15 protein-coding genes and 1 pseudogene are annotated in these 20,014 nt (G+C 55.4%); 13 read left to right on the forward strand and 3 right to left on the reverse strand.

Annotated elements, in window-relative coordinates:
- The 3 genes and pseudogenes from AB7S84_RS01810 to tkt form a co-directional block, all read left to right on the forward strand.
- Window positions 1-978, forward strand: a pseudogene (locus AB7S84_RS01810) (aconitate hydratase); the annotation flags it as partial.
- Between the two features lie 213 nt (window positions 979-1,191).
- Window positions 1,192-2,067 (forward strand): B12-binding domain-containing radical SAM protein, encoded by an 876-nt coding sequence (locus AB7S84_RS01815; protein WP_020876979.1) that lies wholly within the window; start codon window positions 1,192-1,194, stop codon window positions 2,065-2,067.
- A gap of 205 nt (window positions 2,068-2,272) precedes the next feature.
- Window positions 2,273-4,297, forward strand: a complete 2,025-nt coding sequence (tkt, locus tag AB7S84_RS01820; protein ID WP_020876980.1) for a transketolase — start codon at window positions 2,273-2,275, stop codon at window positions 4,295-4,297.
- Window positions 4,298-4,395: 98 nt separating this feature from the next.
- Here tkt and AB7S84_RS01825 read toward each other — a convergent pair whose 3' ends face one another.
- A complete protein-coding gene (locus AB7S84_RS01825; RefSeq protein WP_020876981.1) occupies window positions 4,396-5,004 on the reverse strand; it encodes a DUF3786 domain-containing protein in 609 nt (202 codons plus the stop codon).
- A gap of 402 nt (window positions 5,005-5,406) precedes the next feature.
- Here AB7S84_RS01825 and AB7S84_RS01830 point away from each other — a divergent pair, with 402 nt between their 5' ends.
- From AB7S84_RS01830 to fusA, 5 genes are all read left to right on the forward strand, one after another.
- Entirely contained in the window at window positions 5,407-7,074 is a 1,668-nt protein-coding gene (locus AB7S84_RS01830) for a 4Fe-4S dicluster domain-containing protein (protein ID WP_428152801.1), read from the forward strand.
- Window positions 7,075-7,557: 483 nt separating this feature from the next.
- On the forward strand, window positions 7,558-8,844 hold the full coding sequence (locus tag AB7S84_RS01835; RefSeq protein WP_428152802.1) for a DUF190 domain-containing protein: 1,287 nt from the start codon (window positions 7,558-7,560) through the stop codon (window positions 8,842-8,844).
- Between the two features lie 109 nt (window positions 8,845-8,953).
- Window positions 8,954-9,457: an FmdB family zinc ribbon protein gene (locus tag AB7S84_RS01840; protein ID WP_428152803.1), complete on the forward strand. Its 504-nt coding sequence runs from the start codon at window positions 8,954-8,956 to the stop codon at window positions 9,455-9,457.
- A gap of 13 nt (window positions 9,458-9,470) precedes the next feature.
- Window positions 9,471-9,998 (forward strand): O-acetyl-ADP-ribose deacetylase, encoded by a 528-nt coding sequence (locus AB7S84_RS01845; RefSeq protein WP_428152804.1) that lies wholly within the window; start codon window positions 9,471-9,473, stop codon window positions 9,996-9,998.
- A gap of 117 nt (window positions 9,999-10,115) precedes the next feature.
- Complete coding sequence (gene fusA, locus AB7S84_RS01850) at window positions 10,116-12,149, forward strand: elongation factor G (RefSeq protein ID WP_428152805.1); 2,034 nt, start codon at window positions 10,116-10,118, stop codon at window positions 12,147-12,149.
- On the opposite strand, the gene AB7S84_RS01855 is transcribed toward fusA, so the two are convergent.
- Window positions 12,115-13,665, reverse strand: a complete 1,551-nt coding sequence (locus AB7S84_RS01855) for a M48 family metalloprotease (protein WP_428152806.1) — start codon at window positions 13,663-13,665, stop codon at window positions 12,115-12,117. The two genes, fusA and AB7S84_RS01855, sit on opposite strands and share 35 nt — an antisense overlap.
- 175 nt (window positions 13,666-13,840) lie before the next feature.
- Between AB7S84_RS01855 and AB7S84_RS01860 the strand changes: the two genes are divergently transcribed.
- Genes AB7S84_RS01860 through ispH form a run of 3 tightly spaced genes read left to right on the forward strand, consistent with a single transcriptional unit; the run spans window position 13,841 to window position 17,264 of the window.
- Window positions 13,841-14,605, forward strand: coding sequence for a ParA family protein (locus tag AB7S84_RS01860; RefSeq protein WP_020876988.1), 765 nt, complete (start codon window positions 13,841-13,843; stop codon window positions 14,603-14,605).
- Window positions 14,598-15,524 carry a ParB/RepB/Spo0J family partition protein gene (locus tag AB7S84_RS01865; RefSeq protein ID WP_428152807.1) on the forward strand — a complete coding sequence of 309 codons (927 nt, stop codon included), beginning with the start codon at window positions 14,598-14,600 and terminating at the stop codon, window positions 15,522-15,524. The genes AB7S84_RS01860 and AB7S84_RS01865 overlap by 8 nt, the downstream gene beginning before the upstream one ends.
- A 3-nt stretch (window positions 15,525-15,527) precedes the next feature.
- Window positions 15,528-17,264, forward strand: coding sequence for a 4-hydroxy-3-methylbut-2-enyl diphosphate reductase (gene ispH / locus AB7S84_RS01870; RefSeq protein WP_428152808.1), 1,737 nt, complete (start codon window positions 15,528-15,530; stop codon window positions 17,262-17,264).
- A 10-nt stretch (window positions 17,265-17,274) separates the two neighbouring features.
- On the opposite strand, the gene plsY is transcribed toward ispH, so the two are convergent.
- Complete coding sequence (gene plsY / locus AB7S84_RS01875) at window positions 17,275-17,889, reverse strand: glycerol-3-phosphate 1-O-acyltransferase PlsY (protein WP_428152809.1); 615 nt, start codon at window positions 17,887-17,889, stop codon at window positions 17,275-17,277.
- Window positions 17,890-18,000: 111 nt separating this feature from the next.
- Here plsY and AB7S84_RS01880 point away from each other — a divergent pair, with 111 nt between their 5' ends.
- Both AB7S84_RS01880 and AB7S84_RS01885 read left to right on the forward strand, forming a co-directional pair.
- The gene (locus AB7S84_RS01880; protein WP_428152810.1) at window positions 18,001-18,279 is read left to right on the forward strand and encodes a Smr/MutS family protein; all 279 of its coding nucleotides are present in this window, start codon (window positions 18,001-18,003) and stop codon (window positions 18,277-18,279) included.
- A 133-nt stretch (window positions 18,280-18,412) separates the two neighbouring features.
- Window positions 18,413-19,840, forward strand: coding sequence for a hypothetical protein (locus tag AB7S84_RS01885; protein ID WP_020876993.1), 1,428 nt, complete (start codon window positions 18,413-18,415; stop codon window positions 19,838-19,840).
- Window positions 19,841-20,014: the final 174 nt, after the last annotated feature.

The following is a 20,014-nucleotide window of genomic DNA, read 5'->3' on the forward strand; positions in this document are numbered from 1 at the left end:
CTCAGGCGTCCCCTGGGTCTGGATCCGAATGGAGAGCCGGTCTATCTCGAGGATGTCTGGCCCCGCCGAAGCGAGATCGAGTCTTTCATCCAGCGGCATGTCAAGCAGACGTTCTACCGGAAGGAATACGCCAGAATATTTGACGGGGACGAATTCTGGGCGGCGCTGGACACCCCTGAGAGCACCACCTTCAAATGGGACGAGGCATCCACATATATCAAGAATCCTCCTTATTTCGAAGGGTTTGACCTCGAAGTAAGAAAAATCGAGGATATCGACGGTGCGCGTCCTTTGCTCCTTCTGGGCGATTCGGTGACTACCGATCATATCTCGCCGGCCGGGGCGATTCCGGCGGAATATCCCGCTGGTCGGTATCTTGTCGAGAAAGGTGTGGACGTCAAGGCTTTCAACTCCTACGGCTCCCGTCGGGGCAACCACGAGGTGATGATGCGGGGCACCTTCGGCAACATCCGGATCAAAAATCAGATGACGGCCCCCAAAGAGGGCAGTTACACCCGAAAATTTCCAGAGGACGAGGAGGCATTCATTTACGAGGCCGCCATGAAATACAAGGCTGATGGGGTTCCCCTGGTGGTGATGGGCGGCAAGGAGTACGGGACCGGCTCTTCCCGGGATTGGGCCGCCAAGGGCACCATTCTCCTGGGCGTTCGGGCCGTTATCGCCGAATCCTTCGAGAGGATCCATCGGAGTAACCTCGTGGGCATGGGTGTGCTGCCGCTCGTTTTCAAGGAAGGCGAGGGATGGCGGCAACTCGGTCTGGACGGTTCGGAAACCTATACGCTGAGCGGCCTGGCGGATATGAAACCCCGAAGCATCATCAAAGTCCGGGCCGTCACAAAGGACGGCGACGTGAGAGAGTTCGAGACTGAATCCAAATTGAACACGGACATCGAGGTGGACTATTTTCAGAATGGGGGTATTCTGCCTTATGTTCTGAGAAAGCTCATGAAGGATTGATACCGCCCGGCTTCCGCTTCCGTCGGATCGGACGGAGGAGCGGAAGCCGGCGGGTAAATGCGGGTGCCGCTTTCGAACCGCTCTCATGGGGTTGATGCCCCTGTATTTCCGCCAAAATAAGGCTTGCATCTCCGACGCAATTTGCGTAAACGTGGGGGCGATTGAAGAAGAGAAACAAAAAAGAAATATTTCAGTATAATGGGAGCGATATCGATGCACTACGAACATCCCCACCGGGTTATCCGGCCGCCGAGCGAGGCTTACAGCATCCTGCTGCAGGCCACCGTCGGCTGTTCCCACAACAAATGTACCTTCTGCGGCGCTTACAAGGGACTTCGCTTCAAGATAAAGTCCGACGAAAGAATTTATGCCGACATTGCCTATGCCGCCCAACATTACGCCGACGTGCGGCGCGTCTTCATCTGTGACGGGGATGCCCTGATCATCCCGCAACAGCGGCTTCTGAACATTCTCAAGGAGATCCAGCGTCGGCTGCCCTGGGTTACGCGGGTTGGTCTGTACGCCAATACCAAGGGAATCGATCTGAAAAGCGATGAAGATCTCGCGGCGCTTCACGCCCACGGACTGAAAATTGCCTATATGGGGTTGGAGTCCGGGGATGACGTCACTCTCGACAAGGTGCGGAAGGGCGCTGATGCCGATAAAATGATCAGAATGGGACAAAAGATCCGCAAAGCCGGCATCAAGCTTTCCCTCACGGTGCTTTTAGGCTTGGCCGGAAAAGCGCGTTCCCGAATCCATGCGGAGGCCACCGGCCGGGTCCTCAGCGCTATCGACCCTGAATACGTGGGGGCTTTGAGCCTTATGTTGATTCCCGGAACGCCCCTCCACGACGAATATACCTCGGGGCATTTCGAGTTGATGGCGCCTGAGGAGATGCTCATGGAGTTGCGAACCATGATCGCTCACACCCACATATCCCGAGGACTGTTTCATGCCAACCATGCCTCCAATTACCTGCCCATCAAGGCCAGGCTTCCCAAGGATCGGGAGACCGTCCTCAAGTTGATAGACGAAGCCCTGTCCGGCGGAATCAAACTGAAACCTGAATGGCTGCGGGCGTTATAGGCCATTATCATATCGTTTGAAAGGTCCTGTCTAAAAGGGTGCGCGAAGCCGGAACATCAGTCATGCCGGCCGATATCAACGACAATCGGTCGTCAAGATCCCGATCTGATCGGGACAGAAAAGCGCGATCCGGTTGTCTGCCCTGTTTTTGTCCGATTTTCATGGGCTTACATCTGAAATGAAACATCAAGGAGAAACAATCAAAATGAACCAACCATCGGCGGAATGCCGCGCCATCAACGATCAACTGTGCATCAACACCATTCGCACCCTCTCCATGGATGCTGTTCAGGCAGCCAATTCCGGGCATCCTGGAGCGCCTATGGGCTTGGCTCCCGCCGCCTATGTTTTGTGGACCCAGGTAATGAAGCACAACCCCAAAAACCCACAATGGCCTGACCGGGATCGGTTCGTGCTTTCCGGGGGGCATGCATCCATGCTGCTATACAGCGTTTTGCACCTGACGGGCTACGATGTGACCCTGGAGGACATCCGGAATTTCCGACAGTGGGGCAGCAAAACGCCGGGACACCCTGAATACGGCCATACGCCGGGGGTGGAAACCACCACCGGACCCCTGGGACAGGGGATTGCCAATGCCGTAGGCATGGCCATGGCCGAGCGGTTTCTGGCCGACCGCTTCAACCGAGAAGGCAATACCATCGTTGATCACCATACCTATGTCATGTGCGGAGACGGCGATCTGATGGAGGGGATCAGCTATGAGGCCGCCTCCCTGGCCGGTCATCTCGGGCTCGGGAAGCTGATCTGTATCTATGACGACAACAGGATTTCCATAGAGGGAAGCACCGACCTCGCCTTCACCGAGAATACGGCACTCCGGTTCGAAGCCATGAACTGGCATGTGCAGCGCGTGGCGGACGGCAACGATGTCGATGCCATCCGTAATGCACTGACAGCGGCCAAGGACGAGACCGAAAAGCCTTCGGTGATCCTGTTGCGCACTCACATCGCCTACGGCAGCCCCAACAAGCAGGATACCGCCGACGCCCACGGCGCACCCCTGGGGGAGGAGGAGGTTCGACTTACCAAGATCAATCTGGGATGCTCGGAGGACAAATGCTTCTGCGTATTGGAAGATCCGTTGAAGGTGTTTCGGAAATGTGTCGACAGGGGTCAGGCCCACCAGATGAAATGGCTCGAAGCCTTCAATGCTTATGCGACGGCCCACCCCGAACCGGCTCGGGAATGGAACGAAATGATCACCGGAACGTTGCCTGAAGGATGGGACGCCGACCTTCCCGCCTTTTCAGCGGCGGACGGTCCCGTGGCGACCCGTTCGGCGTCGGGGCGCGTTATCAACGGACTGGCGGGACGGATTCTCAACCTTATCGGCGGTTCGGCCGATCTCGGACCTTCCAACAAGACTCACATCGACGGCGCGGCGGACTTCCAGAAAAACGTTTACAGCGGCAGGAACATCCGTTTCGGAGTTCGGGAACATGCCATGGGCGCGATTCTGTCGGGTTTGGCGCTTCACGGCGGCATCCGGCCTTTCGGCGGCACCTTCCTGGTGTTCGCCGATTATATGCGGGCGTCCATTCGATTGGCGTCCCTCATGAAGATACCGGTTACTTACGTTTTCACCCACGACAGTGTGGCCGTGGGTGAAGACGGCCCGACCCATCAGCCGGTGGAGCACCTGATGAGTCTTCGGGCCATTCCGGGGCTTACGGTGATCCGACCGGCAGACGCCAATGAGACGCGGGAAGCCTGGCGCATTGCCATGACCCATGGCGCGGGTCCCACAGCGCTGATTCTAAGCCGCCAGAAACTGCCGGTGATCGATCGGAAAACCTGCGCGAATGCCGCCGGCCTTGCCGCCGGCGGATATATCCTGTTGGATTGTGAAGGGCGGGCGGATATTATTCTTATCGCCACCGGCGCCGAGGTCCATCTCATCCTTGAAGCCCAAAAGGTGCTGGCGGAAAAAGGCGTCAAATCCCGGGTGGTCGGCTTGCCGAGTTGGGAGTTGTTCGAAAAGCAGGACGCTGCTTACAAGGATCAGGTCCTTCCACCGGAGGTCAAGACGCGGTTGGCGGTGGAAGCCGGCCAGCCCATGGGATGGGAACGGTATGTCGGTGCCCGCGACGCCGTCATCGGTATCGACACCTTCGGCACTTCCGCGCCCGGCAGCCTGGTGTTGGAGCGCTACGGTTTCACGGTGGAAAACGTCGTCCAGAAAGCGCTGGCGCTCCTGAACCGATAGGCAAAACCCTTTCTGCGGCGGAACAGGCGGAGGTGATTCCTCCGCCTTGACATGCCCGCCTTTTTCGGATTGGCGGGGATTTTGCCGGAAGATATTTCTCAGCCCAGTATGCGGATGATTTTCCGGGTGGTGTATTCTCCCGTATCCGCAAGACCGTCCATGGGGATGAAATCAAGTGCGTTGGCGGAAAAGAGGCAGGTGACGGAGGCTGGAAAGTCTTCGTCGGCCTCATAGAAGATGTAGCAGAGGGCGATTTTCGGCAGCGGCATCACCTGAAAGGCGAAATCGCCCCCCACACCGTCCACGGCGGTGCTTCCGCCCAATGCTTCCACGATGTCGGACATGTGGGTGCGAACGGCCTCCACAAAAGGCACAAGAGCTTCCTGAGTGTAGGCCGCGAAGGCGCCCACATAGGGCATGCTGCCCGGAAAATCCTTGAAGGCCCGGAAGGGCGTCATAACCATGGCGCCGGGATTGGCCGACCGGGCATAAAGGGCGATAATAATGCCCAGCGGCCCTTCCTGTTTGACGCCCGACAGGAAAATACCCTCCGGTCCGATGCGGCAGGGTTCACCAAAAGCTGAAAAACGAACGCCGGTGCCGTCGACAGCGCCGGGCAATTGCTCGGCGAGTTCCCTTGCAGCGTTGGAATTTTTGAAAAGCGCATCAATATGGGTCTGAACGATGACGGCGTAATTGTCTTTCATGATCCTTTCCTCCATCCCATTTAGATCATTCAACGTCCGGCTTTCGCGATGGCGACGGTACGGACCCTGAACACCGAAAACCGGATCAGATACCGCAACTGTCGACTTTCATGTGCCGGCACCGCTATCCGGTCACCATCATGAAAGTCGAAAGTTGAGCAGATAACATGTCAACTTCCGATCTCGGACGAATTCAGCGGAAGATTTCCCGTCCAAACAGTCAAGATGCCGGCCCGGTCAATTTTCCCTTGTATTTTGTGTGGGAGTTTGTAACATATTTTGGCTGATATTTGGCAGTGATATCTTTTGAGCCGATGCGAGATCAAAAAACGCCTTCCCGGTCCCCATCGGCGACTGATGTATCCCATCCAACCCGAATAGAACAGTTAAGGTGATAACGATATGAACGTGGAACACGAAGAGATACCGTTTGACGTGGTGTTTATCGGCGGCGGGCCTGCAAGTCTCGCCGGAGCCATCCGACTGATGCGGTTGGCCCGAGAGAACAATATGGAACTGGAGGTCGCCCTGATTGAAAAAGGGGCTGAAATCGGCGCCCATGCCGTGAGCGGGGCGATTCTCAATCCCATCGCTTTGAAGGAATTGATACCGGATTATGCAGAGCGGGACTGCCCTTTGGACGGTGTGGTCCGGGATGACGCATTCTGTTTTCTGACATCGGACAGACACTTTCAAATCCCGTTCGTGCCGAGGCAGATGCACAACAAGGGGCATTATATCATCAGTTTGTCACGTTTCACCCGATGGATGGGCGAGATTGCGGAAGAACTGGGGGTTAACATTTTTCCAGGCTTTACCGGTAAGGAAGTGCTTTACACCGCCGACGGTCGCTGTATCAGAGGGATTCGTACCGGCGACAAGGGGCTTGACAAGAATGGGGAGCCCAAAAGCAATTTCGAACCGGGCATCGATCTCACGGCCAGGGTGACCGTATTCGGAGAAGGGGCCCGGGGCAGCCTGATGCAGGATATCGCGGCGCGACCGGGTATTTTTTCGGATCGGGAGCCGCAGGTCTATGAAACCGGAATCAAAGAGGTGATTCAGCTTCCCGAGGACCATTTTTTCAAAACGAGCCGGGCCAACGCTATTCATCTGATGGGTTATCCCCTGGGATTGAATCCTCCGGGGGGTGGATTCATATATGAAATGAAGGATAATCGGGCCGCCTTGGGGTACTTGACGGCGCTTTGCTATGAAAATCCACTCCTCGATCCCTATGAAGAGTTCCTCAAATTCAAGCAGCATCCTTTTGTGGCGAAGATCATCAAGGGCGGGAAAGTGCTTGAACAGGGCGCCCGTACGGTTTCCACCGGCGGTTACTTCTCCATACCCCGGCTGTTTGCGGACGGCGGCCTGTTCATCGGCGGTGCTGCGGCCATGCACAACACCCCGGGGCTCAAGGGCATTCATCTTTCCATGAAATCCGGCATGCTGGCGGCTGAAGCCTGCCTGACAGCCCTGCAGCAGGGACGGTTCGATGCTGAGACCCTTCAGGTCTACCATCAACGATTCAAGAGCAGTTGGGCCGAACAGGAAATGTACGAGGGGAGAAATTTCGCCCAGGGGCTGGCTAAAAAAGGGCTTTTGAAGCTGATATATCTGGGGTCCCAATACCTTACCCACGGCCGTGGCGTTCGCGATTTTATGCCGCTGGAGGAGGACTTTCGGACCCTTCAACCGGCGGATCGCGTTGACGTTCCGGAGCGCGTCGACCCCAAATCCCTGGATGGGACCCTGCACGTCGACAAACTGACGGGCGTCTATCTCTCCAAAACACTTCATCGTGAGGATCAGCCGTCCCACCTGATCGTTCATGACCGGGAACTTTGCGTCCGGGTCTGCTACCCGACCTACGGGAGCCCCTGCACCCGGTTCTGTCCAGGCAATGTCTACGAGATGGCGGCCGATGAGAAAACCGGAAAAATGCAGCTCAAGCTGAATCCTTCAAATTGTTTTCATTGCAAAACCTGTGATATCAAGGATCCTTATAAGAATATCACCTGGACCTGTCCCGAAGGCGGCGAGGGGCCGGGATATACCCTTGTCTGATGCGTCGGTCGACTGTGGCGGCCCATAACGGGCGATTCATCGATCGCACAATATGCCCGTACCTCATCAGGCATATTGCATAGAGCAGCCCTGAGTTGGAATCCGGCGGCATTTATCTTCAGGTGAACTGCGAATCTTCTGAAGAACACAACCCGGGAATGCTTCAATCCGCCCCTTTCCTGCATTATGTTAAGAATCGGGAACGGCATGCGTGGAAGCGTTCTTTTTTCTGTTTCAATGTCGTCGTCATCCAAAAGATTCTTTTCCGGCCGATCCGCATCATGTCGGAATGGTGACGTGCAGACGGCGTCGTCATCATTGACTGTTTCATGCCTCATGGATCCAGGTGACAGCGGTCCATGGGCGATAGGGGGCGAAGTTTGATGGGAATTACGGCAAAGATCGGGTGGGTGACGGCCGGTGGGATGGATGATGCCGACGGGGTAGGCGGCGGCTCAACTCGCTTGGAAGGAGGCAGATGACATGACCATTCGATACCGTGTTATTGAAATCTTTACCCGTGAGAATGCAAGATGCCGCAGTCAAATCCTTTATGAGGAAATTCTCGCCTATGTCAGAAGCCTGAAAATAGCAGCTCGGTGCACGGTCACCAAGGGTACCGATGCCTGCTACGAGGACGGCGAGACGGCAAGTCAGAGCAGCGTTGATCCTTCCCATAACCTGCCGCTCAAAATCGAGATCATTCTGCCGGCCTCCGAGCTGAGTCCGGTCATGGATGTGCTCGAGCAGATGGTTTGCGAAGGTATTGTGGGTGTGCGGGAACTCAATGTCCACTGGCACAAGACCAGAAAGCGACTGTTGCCGCCTCGGATCAAGATCCGGGACGTCATGACCCCTTTCCCGAAAAAGGTTCGCACGACAACACCGGTGGACCAGGTGGTTCGGCTGCTTTTGACCGAAACCTTCACCGGTCTTCCGGTGGTTGACGCCCAGGATCGCCCGGTAGGCGTTATCTCCCAGACCGACCTGATCTACCGAGCGGGTATGCCCATGCGGCTCGCTCTCATCGCCGGTTCCGAACCGGATCTCGTCGACATGATCCTGAAATCCCTTTCGGAGACGACGGCCGAAGCCATCATGACCCGGCCGGATGTCCATATTCAGGAGGATGCGCTTCTGACGGACGGCGTCAGTCTGATGCTCGATAAAAACGTCAAGCGCCTTCTGGTCGTCGACGCCTGGGGAAAGCTGACCGGGATCGTGTCGCGAATAGATGTCTTTCGGACCATTGCCCGGGAATCCCCCGACTGGAGAACTATCCGGAAGAGCGAGATCACTTTGACCGACGCCCATTTCGTTTCCGATATCATGCGACGGGACACCCACACTGTATTGCCGGATGCCTCGGTGGAAGCGGTGTTGCACATGATCGATGACGACGATATCCAGCGGGTAGCTGTTGTGGATGAGGGGGGACACCTGCAGGGTTTGATCTCCGATCGGAATCTGCTGTCGGCATTTTCCGACGACCAACCGGGTATCTGGCAGTATTTGACCCGATTTGCCGGTTTTACCGAGAAAGGGAAGCACGGGAAAGCCCTGCAGGATCGCCTCCGAAGACGAAAGGCGAAGGATGTGATGAAAAAAGAGATCATCACTGTCCGCGAGGACGCCTTCATCGAAGACGCCATCCAGATCATGACCGAAAAAGAGATCAGACGTCTCCCCGTGGTGGATGAAGAGGGGATCTACCGGGGGATGATCAATCGGGAAGCCGTGCTTCGAGCGGGATTCAAAGAAAAGCTGTGATCCGCCCGAGGCCGGCATAGGAATCTTTTCCCCCGCGGCTGTGAGCGAATCCGTGCTGCCGGAGTGTTGGGAAATATATCGTCAATGTATGCCGCAAGATGAGGTTGACATGCCGATTTACGAATTCTACTGCAGCGACTGCCACACGATTTACAGTTTTTTCAGCAGAACCATCGATACCACCACCTGCCCGACCTGTCCCAACTGCAAGAACCGGCGGCTGACGCGTCAGGTATCCCTGTTCGCGTTCACGGGAAGGGCCAGGGAGACAGATGAAACGGACGACCTTCCCGTTGACGATGCCAGGATGGCCAAGGCCTTGGCGACATTGGAAAAGGAAGCCGATAAAATCGACGAAAACGATCCGCGGCAGGCAGCCGATCTCATGCGCCGACTGAGCGACATGACCGGTCTTCAACTGGGTCAGGGCATGGAAGAGGCCTTGGCGCGCATGGCGCGCGGCGAAGATCCGGACGCCATCGAATCGGAAATGGGAGACCTGTTGGAAGATGAGGCGCCGTTCCTTCCAACAGGCAGGAAAATTGTTGGCTCCGCAGGGCGTAGAACCGCTCCCAGGCGGGACGAGACCCTTTATGATCTCAAGTCGGATTAACCAGGAGCGTCCTATGATAAAACCGGAAATTATGAAACGTCTGGAGGTCCGGACGGGCGACATTACCCAACTGGCGGTCGATGCCATTGTCAACGCGGCCAATCGGTCGCTTCTGGGGGGCGGCGGGGTGGACGGTGCCATCCACAGGGCTGCCGGACCGGAACTCCTGGCGGAATGCCGTACTCTGGGGGGCTGCCCCACGGGGGAGGCCCGGATCACCAAGGGGTATCGCCTGCCGGCCAGGTATGTGATTCACACCGTCGGGCCCGTTTACAAAGGATCCCCCGAGGATCCCCTGCTGCTATCGCGATGCTATGAGAATTCCCTCGCCATTGCGGCCGATCGACGTTTTGACACCGTTGCTTTTCCTGCCGTCAGCTGCGGGGTATACGGCTATCCCCTGGAGGCGGCCTGCCGGGTTGCCGTCGAGACCGTCGCGGGCTTTCTGGAGCGAAACGCGTATCCAAAGCGGGTGATCTTTGTACTTTTTTCAGAAGATGTCCGCAGGGTTTACGATGACTTTCTGAAATCGTCGCGGTGATGGTTCTGATGCCTCTCTCCTTGACATCACCGGGGGTTTGGTTTATTAAAAATTCCTTATTCGGCGGCGTCCCTCTCGACCCTGAATCCATATGCCAACGGGCAGATAGTGAAGACGATGAAAAAGAAGAGCGGCATAGAGCATATCAGAAATATCGGCATCATCGCGCATATCGATGCCGGAAAGACGACCGTCACCGAGCGGATCCTTTATTATACCGGAAGATCCCACAAGATCGGTGAGGTCCACGACGGCGAGGCCGTTATGGACTGGATGACCGACGAACAGGAGCGGGGGATCACCATCACGTCGGCCGTGACGACCTGTCCCTGGAAAGGGCGGGATATCCAGATCATCGACACGCCGGGACATGTCGATTTCACCATCGAGGTGGAACGATCCCTTCGGGTGCTGGACGGTGCCGTCGGGGTCTTCTGTGCCGTCGGCGGGGTCGAACCCCAGTCGGAGACCGTATGGCGCCAGGCCGATAAATATCATGTGCCCAAGATGGCCTTTATCAACAAAATGGACCGGATCGGCGCTGATTTTTTCGGTACCGTGGAGATGATGAAGGAGCGATTGCACGCCCGACCGCTGTTGCTCCAACTGCCGGTCGGTCTTGAAGACACCTTTTCCGGCGTCGTCGATCTGATTCGCATGAAGCAGATCACATGGAGAAACGATGATCTGGGCGCCACGTTCGATGAGGGCGAGGTGAGCTCCGATCTTCTGGAAACGGCGCAGGCCTATCGGGAAAAACTGCTTGAAACATTGGCTGAAACCGATGATGCCCTCATGGAGGCCTACCTGTCGGAGCAGGAGATCACCGAGGCCCAGCTGGTGGCGGCGATCCGAAAAGCCACCGCATCGCTGACGCTGGTGCCGGTGCTTTGCGGCTCCGCCTTGAGAAATAAAGGTATTCAACCCCTTCTCGACGCCATCGTCAATTTCATGCCCAGCCCCGAGGACGTTCCGCCGATTCACGGTACAAACCCCCAGACGGGCGACGAGGTGAAATGTCTGCCCTTTGAAAACAGACCGTTGGCAGCCCTGATCTTCAAGGTATCCATGATGGAGGGACGAAAGCTCACCTATGTGAGGGTCTACAGCGGGAAATTGAAGTCCGGCGACGACGTGTTCAACACGAGCCTCAACAAAAAGGAAAAACTGTCCCGCATTCTCAAGATGCACGCCAACAAGCGGGAGCGAGTCGACACCGCCGGCCCGGGGAGCATCGTCGGGGTTGTCGGACTGAAGGATTCGGGGACGGGCGACACCCTCTGTCATCCCGATCATCCGATTCTTCTGGAAAAGATGGAGTTTTACGAACCGGTCATCTCCATTGCCATCGAGCCTAAAACCCATTCGGACCAGGAAAAACTGGATCAGGTTCTGGCCAAATTCGTCGCCGAGGATCCGACCCTCAGGGTTCGGATGGATGAAGACACCGGTCAGACCATTCTGTCGGGAATGGGAGAACTCCACCTGGAGATCATTATCAGCCGGATGATGCGGGAGTTCAGCACCAGTGTCAATGTCGGCAAACCCCAGGTCGTTTATCGGGAGACCATCGCCGAGACCGCCCGGGCCGCCGTGGTGTTCGACAAGGATATCGCCGGCCAGCATCACTACGGAGAGGTCCTTCTCGAATTGCGGCCTCTGGAACGAGGGGCCGGGGTACGGTTCGTATCGGAAATGACCGGGGGAGAGATTCCCGAGATATTCATTCCGGCCGTACGTGCCGGGGTGATGGAATCGCTGGGAAGCGGTTCGTTGATGGGATACCCCGTCATGGACGTGGAAGCGGTGCTTCTGGGCGGCGGCTACAAGGAGTCCCAGGGCACCGAACTGGCCTATCGGGTCAGTGCCAGCATGGCGACCAAGGAGGCCATGTCAAAAGCTTCTCCCTATCTGCTAGATCCCATCATGAGGGTGGAGATTCTTGTCCCCGAAGCCTTCATGGGGGAGGTCATCGGTGATCTCAATGCCCGAAAGGGAAAGATCGAAGCCATTGACGTTCAGCGGGGTGTTCAGGTTATCAAGGCCGTCGTGCCGTTGGCGCGAATGTTTGGATATTCCACCAGTCTCCGGTCTGCGACGCAGGGTCGAGGCACCTTTACCATGCAGTTCTCCCATTTTGATCGGAATTGAAGGGCGTCTCCCGATTTCGCTGGTTTCGTCGGATTCTTGAATTCTTGTCGGCGGGAGCCTCCTCCTTCGACTTCTCCTCCTCGGTCTGCTCCTTTTTTGCCTGGGACAACAACTCTTCGGCCTCGGCTTTCTGGATGGGATCCTCGGAATGCTTGATCACCTGACGGAGATGGAAGGCGGCGTTTTTGAAATCGCGCCGCGTATGGTGGTAGCGTCCAAGATAATAATGGGCATCGCCCATTCTGCCTGCTTTTCCGTAAGCCTCTCCCAGATAAAAGAGCGCCCGAATGGAGTTGGGCTGTTTTTCGAGAACGGTTTTAAAGGATTCCGACGACTGGAGATACTCCCCTTGTTCGAGTTGCGTTCGTCCCAACAGGAAGAACGTCTCAAAATCGTTGGGATCGATACCCTTGCTGCCTTCCAATGCCTTTCGGGCGGCGTCGTACTGTCCGTCCATGAAGGCGATTTCCCCCAGATCCTTCAACATGACGGCGTCAAAGGGTTTTTTCTCCAGGGCTTTTCTGACGAAACCGATACCTTCTCCGGGGCGATCGTTTCGGGCCAGGGCAATGCCGTAGCCGTGGAGGACCATCGCATCATCCGGATGTATTTTAAGAGATGCGGCCATTTGTTTCAGGGCCAGGGCAGGGTTCCCGTAAGCGGCGATCAAGCGGGTTCGCACCTGGCGGAATTCGGAGTTGTCGCGTCGCTTTATGATCGTCAGCGCCTCGGGATGGCCCTGGATCCACGTATCCAGATAGGCGAGGCGATCGTCAACAGCCGGGTGCGTCATCAGGTAAGAGGGAACGTCCGACGCACCAAACCACTGCTTGTCCCGTATTTTCTTGAGCATGGTCATCATACCGAAACCGCTGTAGCCGGCGGCCGTCAAGATATCGATACCCAATTCGTCCGCCTGAATTTCATCCTGGCGACTGTAGGCCAGAAATGCCGACTGGGTGGCGGCCGCCGATCCGATGGTGAGCGCGCCGCCCGCTTCCGCGCCGCCCCCGACGCCCAGGAAGATACCGGCTACCATGCCTGCCAAGGTGGCCCACTGAATCCGGGATGCCCGCTCGATTCTCTGGCTAATGTGGCGCGCCTTGACGTGGGTAATCTCGTGGGCCAGAATACCGGCGAGTTCATCCTCATTGTCCATAGCCTCGATCAGGCCGCTGTTGATAAAAATATTGCCGGCCGGTCCGGCAAAGGCGTTGTAGACATCCTGCCGGATAACGTAAAAACGGTACTGGAACGGCTGGGGTGGAAGCTGGGCCAGAATTTTTCGGCCGACCCGGTTGACGTACCTTGCAACGGCGGGATCATCGATGAGTCGGTATTGTCGGACGGCCAATTTCATGAACTCCTTACCGAGGGTCTCCTCCTCCTGGATCGTGATGCCGGCGGCGGAACCGATATGAATGCTCTGAATGCCGATAATGACAACCGTCAGAATCGCCAGTTGTTTTTTGAACGCATTTATGTGTCCCCTGAAAGGCTGCATTCGTCGAATCAAGGGGGTGCGCCGTGAGTCGCTCCTGGTCGCTAAACGGTTGCCGGCATCGGAAAAGAAGGGCTGGGAAAAAGGAAAAAGATTGGATAACAAATTGTTTTTCCTAAATATCAAAGCGTTAGGCATTTTAAACTCATTTCTTTCCAAAAATAAACAATTATGGTAGGATAAAATAATTATGACACAGATAATATGCATCGCCAATCAAAAAGGCGGGGTCGGCAAAACCACCACCGCCGTCAATTTGTCGGCAGCCTTGGCTTTGTCGGAGAAACGGACGCTTTTGATAGACTGCGATCCCCAGGCCAATGCCACCACGGGCCTGGGGATCGACAAAAATGATCTGACAAAAACCCTCTATCATGGTTTGATCGGCGAAGCGGATGCCGAGAGCCTCATCATTGGCTCCGAGATCGATAACCTGAGCCTCCTGCCGTCCCGTGTGGAGCTGATCGGCTTCGAAGTGGAGATGATGAACGAGCGTGAGCGTGAACATTCCCTCAAAAAGCTCATCCGAAGCGTTGCCGACAGGTATGATTACATCATCATCGATTGCCCGCCTTCCCTCAGCCTCCTGACCCTCAACGCCATGGCGGCGGCCGACACGCTTCTGATTCCGCTGCAGTGTGAGTTCTATGCCTTGGAGGGTCTGGGGCAGCTCCTGCAGACCAAGGAATTGATAAACGCCGGCATCAATCCCGGCCTGTCTATATTAGGCATTCTGCTGACCATGCTCGACAAAAGGACCAATCTTTCCCACCAGGTCGCCGAGGAGGCGATGAAATATTTTAAAGGGAAAGAGCGCGTTTTCAATACCAGCATTCCCCGAAATGTACGGCTGGGGGAGGCGCCCAGCTTCGGGAAGCCCATTCTGCTATACGACGCTGCTTCCATGGGTGCAAAAAGCTATCTTGCCTTGGCGAAAGAGATTATCGATGGTTGAGAACGGCGACGTGCTGGGAGATAAATCAGAGGGACAATCCGAAACATCTTCAAAGAAGCGTAAAAAGATGGCACTCGGCAAGGGTCTGGGGGCGCTGATTCCCAAAATGGAGGCCTCATCACCGCCCTCTGTTGACGGGAAATATTTCAAATGTGACCTCCACCGGATTCTGCCCAACCGGTATCAACCTCGCCGACGGTTCTCCGAAGAGGACCTCAGGGAACTCTCTGCTTCTATCAAGGAACAGGGCATCATTCAACCGCTGGTGGTTCGCGAGAGCGGGGGCGGGTATGAACTGATTGCCGGTGAGCGGCGATTTCGGGCTGCGAAAATGGCGGGCCTGGCCCAGGTACCGGTGGTGGTGAAAAGCCTGCCGTCGGAAGGGCTTCTGGAGATGTCCCTTGTGGAAAACATCCAGCGAGAGAATCTCAACCCCATTGAAGAATCGGACGCCTATCACCGCTTGATGACGGAATTCGGACTCAACCAGGAGCAGGTGGCCGTGCGCGTGGGAAAGAGCCGACCTGCCGTGGCCAATTTTCTGAGACTTCGGCAACTCCCCGAGGAGATTCGATCGGCGATGGTGGAGGGGCGGTTCAGCATGGGACATGCCAAAGCCGTTTTAGGTCTTGATAACCCCGCCCATCAGCGGGAGATATTTCAGTTGGTGATCACAAAAGACCTGTCGGTCCGGGAAACGGAAATCTTGGTCAATCGGCTGAAGGCGGTTCAAAAAGATCCGGAATCCCCTGAACCGAGTTCCGAGGATATCTATTTCGCCAGTGTCGCGGAGGACCTTTCCCGAAGACTGGGCACCAAGGTCCAGATCAAACGTCGCGGACGTCGAGGCAAAATGATGATCGAGTTCTATACGGATGAAGATCTTGATCGTCTTCTTGAAATTTTTGGTGGTGATTGATCGATGAAAATATCCGTCGCCAGAAACGCGGGGTTCTGTATGGGGGTTCAACGGGCCGTCGAGATGGCGCTGGATGCCTCCCATCGTTATCCCCCTCCGATCTATACCTACGGTCCTCTGATCCATAATCCTCAGGTTTTGAAGCTGCTGGATGAAAAGGGAATTTCGGTTATGAATGAAATTCCCGAAAAAGGATCCGGGACGGTTCTGATCCGGGCCCACGGTGTTCCACCCGATACCAAGACACGACTCGAATCCGCCGGCTATACGGTTATCGATGCCACCTGTCCGAGGGTCATCAAGGTCCAGGCCATCATTCAGAAGCATGCCCGGGAAGGTTTCGCCTCGATTATCGTCGGAGATCGGGATCACCCCGAGGTTATCGGTCTTTTGGGATATGCCGGATCGAACGGCCACGTGGTGGGAAGGCTCCACGACCTGGATACCCTGCCTGCGTTCGACAAGGCCATCATCGTGGCCCAGACCACTCAGAACGTTCATTTCTTCGAGGCCGTCAAAAAGTGGGCCCAAAAGCATCATCCCGGTTACAAGGTTTTTGAAACCATCTGCGGCTCGACGGAACAGCGCCAGAATGAAACCCAACGACTGGCCAAAGAGGTCGATGCGGTGATCGTTGTGGGTGGCCGGAATAGCGGGAACACTCAGCGGTTGGTCGAGATCGTAAAGGATGCGGGTAAGCCGGTGTGCCATATCGAAACCGAGAGCGATCTGGATATGGAACTCCTGCGGTCTGTAAAACACATCGGTATTACCGCCGGAGCCTCCACACCCAACTGGATCATCAAGCGGATTTACCGGATTATCGAGGCCCTCCCCCTGGAAAATGAAAAAGTCTGGAAGCGTCGCCTCTTCATGGCTCAGCGTTTCGCCCTCGCTACCAACCTTTACATCGCCGTCGGCGCCGGTGCCCTTTGTTATGCCTGTTCGGTGCTTCAAAATGTCCGCACCCCATTTCCATATATCCTGATTTCAAGCCTTTATGTTCTTTCCATGCACACCCTGAACAATCTCACGGGATTGAGGGAGGCGCGATACAACAATCCCGACCTGGCCGTCTTTTTCGAAACCCATAAGTCGAAGATGATTCTTCTGGCCCTTTCGTCGGGGGCTATCGGGCTTTTCGTGGCGGCCGGCATGGGGATATTGCCTTTCGTTCTCCTGCTGATCATGACGCTCATGGGTCTTTCTTACAATCTTCAGATCGTCCCGGACAGCGTCCCCAACGCCAGATATCGGTCCATTCGTGACATTCCCGGCTCCAAAACCCTTCTTATCTCGCTTGCCTGGGGCGTGGTGACGGCCCTGTTTCCCATTTTAGCCGCCACCGGAACCGTCGCATGGGCCACTATTTTTACATTTATCTGGTCCGTAGCCATGGTCTTCGTTCGAACGGCATTTTTCGAGGTGCTGGACATGCAGGGCGACCAGATCGTCGGAAAGAATACCATACCGATTCTGCTGGGAAAGAAGCAGACCTTGGCTCTGCTGCGGTTGATCCTGCTCTTTGTCTTCGTTATGTTGTTCCTGTCGGTGGTCTTCGGTGTTCTGCCGGGTTTGGCGCTGGCCCTGATTCTTTGCCCCATCTATCTGGCGGTGGTCATGGCGTTTCATCGGCGGGCGTACATTCGCCCGGGGATTCGGCTGGAGTTTTTAACCGAGTCACAATTCCTCCTGGCAGGCCTGATCACCCTGATATGGCGTATCGGATTTCGCGGCTGACGCTTCCCTATTACAAGGGAGGCTCTTTACCTGCCGCCAGGCGACGGATATTTTCCCGGTGACGGATAAATATGCCTGCGGCAACCAAGACGCCGGCAGCGGTGAAAACGAGGGAGTGGTTGAATTTCCAGAGAACTGCGGGAATCAGCGCCGCAGCAGCCAGAGATCCTGCCGATACCCGTCGTGTCAGGAAGATCAGCACCAGAAAAATTGAAACGGCCGCAGCCACGGCCGCCGGCGAGACCGCCAGAAAGCATCCGCCTGCGGTGGCCACGCCTTTTCCACCGCCTTTGCCCTTCGTGTAAAGAGGGAAAAGATGCCCTGTAAAAGCGGCGAGAAGCACAACGGCGACATAGAGATCTTTGGAAATCCCGCCCGTTCCGACAAAGTATACGGCCAGAAATGTGGGCACCCAGCCTTTCAGGACATCGAGGACCAGTGTCAGTATACCCCAGGCTGTTCCGGCGGTTCGACGCACGTTGGTGGCGCCGATATTGCCGCTGCCCGACGTCCGGATATCCACGGCGGTGAACGTCCGGGTCAAGACGACTCCCCAGGGAACAGACCCCAGGGCATAGGCGAAGAGCGGCAGTACCAGAAAACAGACGGTATCGGCGATGGACATGCAAAACCTCTTTTCGGATATTTCGGATTGAAGAGCGCCTTCGACATTATGGGATTTGTTTAGGATATTCGAGGCGGGGATTCAACAAAATTGTGCAAAAAAGGTCGAATCGTGAAAGACCGTATCATTTCAATGCCCATAGAGGATGTTCTGGACCTGCATACGTTTCAGCCCAAAGAAGTTTTCAATTTACTGGAGGACTATTTCGAGGCCTGTATTCAGAACGGTATTTTTTCGGTCAGGATCATTCACGGGAAGGGCCGCGGTATTCTCAGACAGCGGGTTCGCTCCATACTGGAACGGCATCCCATGGTCGAATGGTACGGCGATGCGGCTCTGGACAGCGGCGGTTGGGGAGCCACCCGGGTTAAACTGAAATCCCGGATATGATCCCGAAGATCGTTTTCGATCCAGCCAAATCCGATCCTGTCATTGGAGCGACTTCAGCCGATTTTTCCCCGATCAGGACCGATCCGATACCCCAGGCGACAAAAAGTTTGTTGGAACAACAGAAGGAGATGTCATGAAAAAGCTTGAAAACCTGATGGATCGTGTCATCAATCGTGTGAACATCAATCTGAGAGAATTTTCCATTGAGGTCGGGGCACTTCTCCGTGACCTGGTTCCTGAAAATCAACTGGTTAAATTCTATGCCTTTTACGGCATCTGGTCCAATCATCCGATCCATTTCCATTTCAGCAATTCCAGCCTTGCCGGAAGTTATTTTCTGGGGCGCTGCAAGGTCGACAACTCAATCCTGTACAAGTGCGACATCCGTGGTGACGAGTTGAAAATGAAGGGGGATGTCTTCGATGTGAACGGCACCGCCGTTACCGTCGAGGACGACGAGGTCATCTGGATCAAGGACAGCCTCCTCATCAAAACACTGGTCCACAACTATTCCCACAATCCCGAAAAACTGGAATTGTTCCTGATCAAGAACTCCGCATCGGCGCCTTACGCCAACATTCACGGGTCGCCCATCGAGGGGTGCTTTCTGGAACCTTTCTCTACGGTCGACCTCACGAGTCTTCACGACTGCCGGGTGGGAACCTATACTTATGTCCAAGTCGGAGAGTTGTCCCATATCGAGGTGGAATCGGGCCGTGTCTGGATCAGAAACAAGGATATCTTCGATTTCAATTATCGTTTTCCCCAGGATGTGTTACGCACCCGTTATATCGCCTTTGTTCCCGGAAAGGGTGCCATGGGCATGTTCATGGATTTCGCTGAAGACCGCAAAATGGATTTTCAGCGACTCTATGATGTCGTGCACCTCGATTCTCCCATCAAGGAGATCCCCCAAGGGGCATCCATCAATCGGTACAGTGTCTGGAAAGGGAAAAATCACATCAGCCGGAATGTACTGGTTTCCCAGCGGGCGTTTCTGGAGGAGGCGTGGCTGGGTGAGGGCGCCAATGCGCAGGAGAACTGTTATATCAGCTATTCACGTCTCGAGGGATTCAACGTGACCGCCCACGGCGCCACCATTATCTACGCCCAACTGGGAAGAAAGGTTTTCGTGGGCTTCAACTCGTTCCTCCAGGGAAAAGCCGATGCGCCCCTGATCGTCGGCGACGAGAGCATCATCATGCCCCATACGATTATGGATTTGACCGAATCCGTCACCGTTCCGGGAAACCACCTGGTATGGGGATATATCCGGACCCAGGAAGATCTTGAAGACCACAGCATTCCACTGGAGCGGCTTTCGAAGATCAAGGATGAGATCTCCATCGGCAACATGCAATTCCGAGGATCGGGCGAGGCCTTTGTTGCCGCATTCCGGCATCGAATTCAGCATATACTGGAAGCCAACGGCGCTTTCTTTGACGGCGAATACGGCAAGGGACATGCCCAGACCGGGCAGAATATTTCGTTCAACATCATACAGCCCTATCCCCGTGGAGAAGCCCGAGGGCTCTTTCCGACCATCGATATCGAGCCTTGATTCATTGAAAACGTCCAGGTGGTCGAATAGCATGGACTTGTAGCGGTTTTGGGTCTCTTTTACACCCTGTAAAAAAAATCGACACCCACGGTGGTCGTTATCGTGACCATGGTTAAAACTCTGTTTTGATGCTATTTTATTTCAGACAGTTGGACGTTGTCCCGAAAATTGTCC

It is taken from the genome of Desulfococcus sp., assembly GCF_050178255.1.
Lineage (GTDB): Bacteria > Desulfobacterota > Desulfobacteria > Desulfobacterales > Desulfococcaceae > Desulfococcus > Desulfococcus multivorans.

Bases quoted from the DNA above. Each gene is read 5' to 3' on its own strand.
- AB7S84_RS01830 (WP_428152801.1), top strand. From the start codon at position 5,407: ATGAACGTGGAACACGAAGAGATACCGTTTGACGTGGTGTTTATCGGC.
- ispH (WP_428152808.1), top strand. From the start codon at position 15,528: ATGAAAATATCCGTCGCCAGAAACGCGGGGTTCTGTATGGGGGTTCAA.
- tkt (WP_020876980.1), top strand. From the start codon at position 2,273: ATGAACCAACCATCGGCGGAATGCCGCGCCATCAACGATCAACTGTGC.
- AB7S84_RS01845 (WP_428152804.1), top strand. From the start codon at position 9,471: ATGATAAAACCGGAAATTATGAAACGTCTGGAGGTCCGGACGGGCGAC.
- AB7S84_RS01865 (WP_428152807.1), top strand. From the start codon at position 14,598: ATGGTTGAGAACGGCGACGTGCTGGGAGATAAATCAGAGGGACAATCC.
- fusA (WP_428152805.1), top strand. From the start codon at position 10,116: ATGAAAAAGAAGAGCGGCATAGAGCATATCAGAAATATCGGCATCATC.
- AB7S84_RS01825 (WP_020876981.1), bottom strand. From the start codon at position 5,004: ATGAAAGACAATTACGCCGTCATCGTTCAGACCCATATTGATGCGCTT.
- AB7S84_RS01815 (WP_020876979.1), top strand. From the start codon at position 1,192: ATGCACTACGAACATCCCCACCGGGTTATCCGGCCGCCGAGCGAGGCT.
- AB7S84_RS01835 (WP_428152802.1), top strand. From the start codon at position 7,558: ATGACCATTCGATACCGTGTTATTGAAATCTTTACCCGTGAGAATGCA.
- AB7S84_RS01885 (WP_020876993.1), top strand. From the start codon at position 18,413: ATGAAAAAGCTTGAAAACCTGATGGATCGTGTCATCAATCGTGTGAAC.
- AB7S84_RS01860 (WP_020876988.1), top strand. From the start codon at position 13,841: ATGACACAGATAATATGCATCGCCAATCAAAAAGGCGGGGTCGGCAAA.
- plsY (WP_428152809.1), bottom strand. From the start codon at position 17,889: ATGTCCATCGCCGATACCGTCTGTTTTCTGGTACTGCCGCTCTTCGCC.
- AB7S84_RS01840 (WP_428152803.1), top strand. From the start codon at position 8,954: ATGCCGATTTACGAATTCTACTGCAGCGACTGCCACACGATTTACAGT.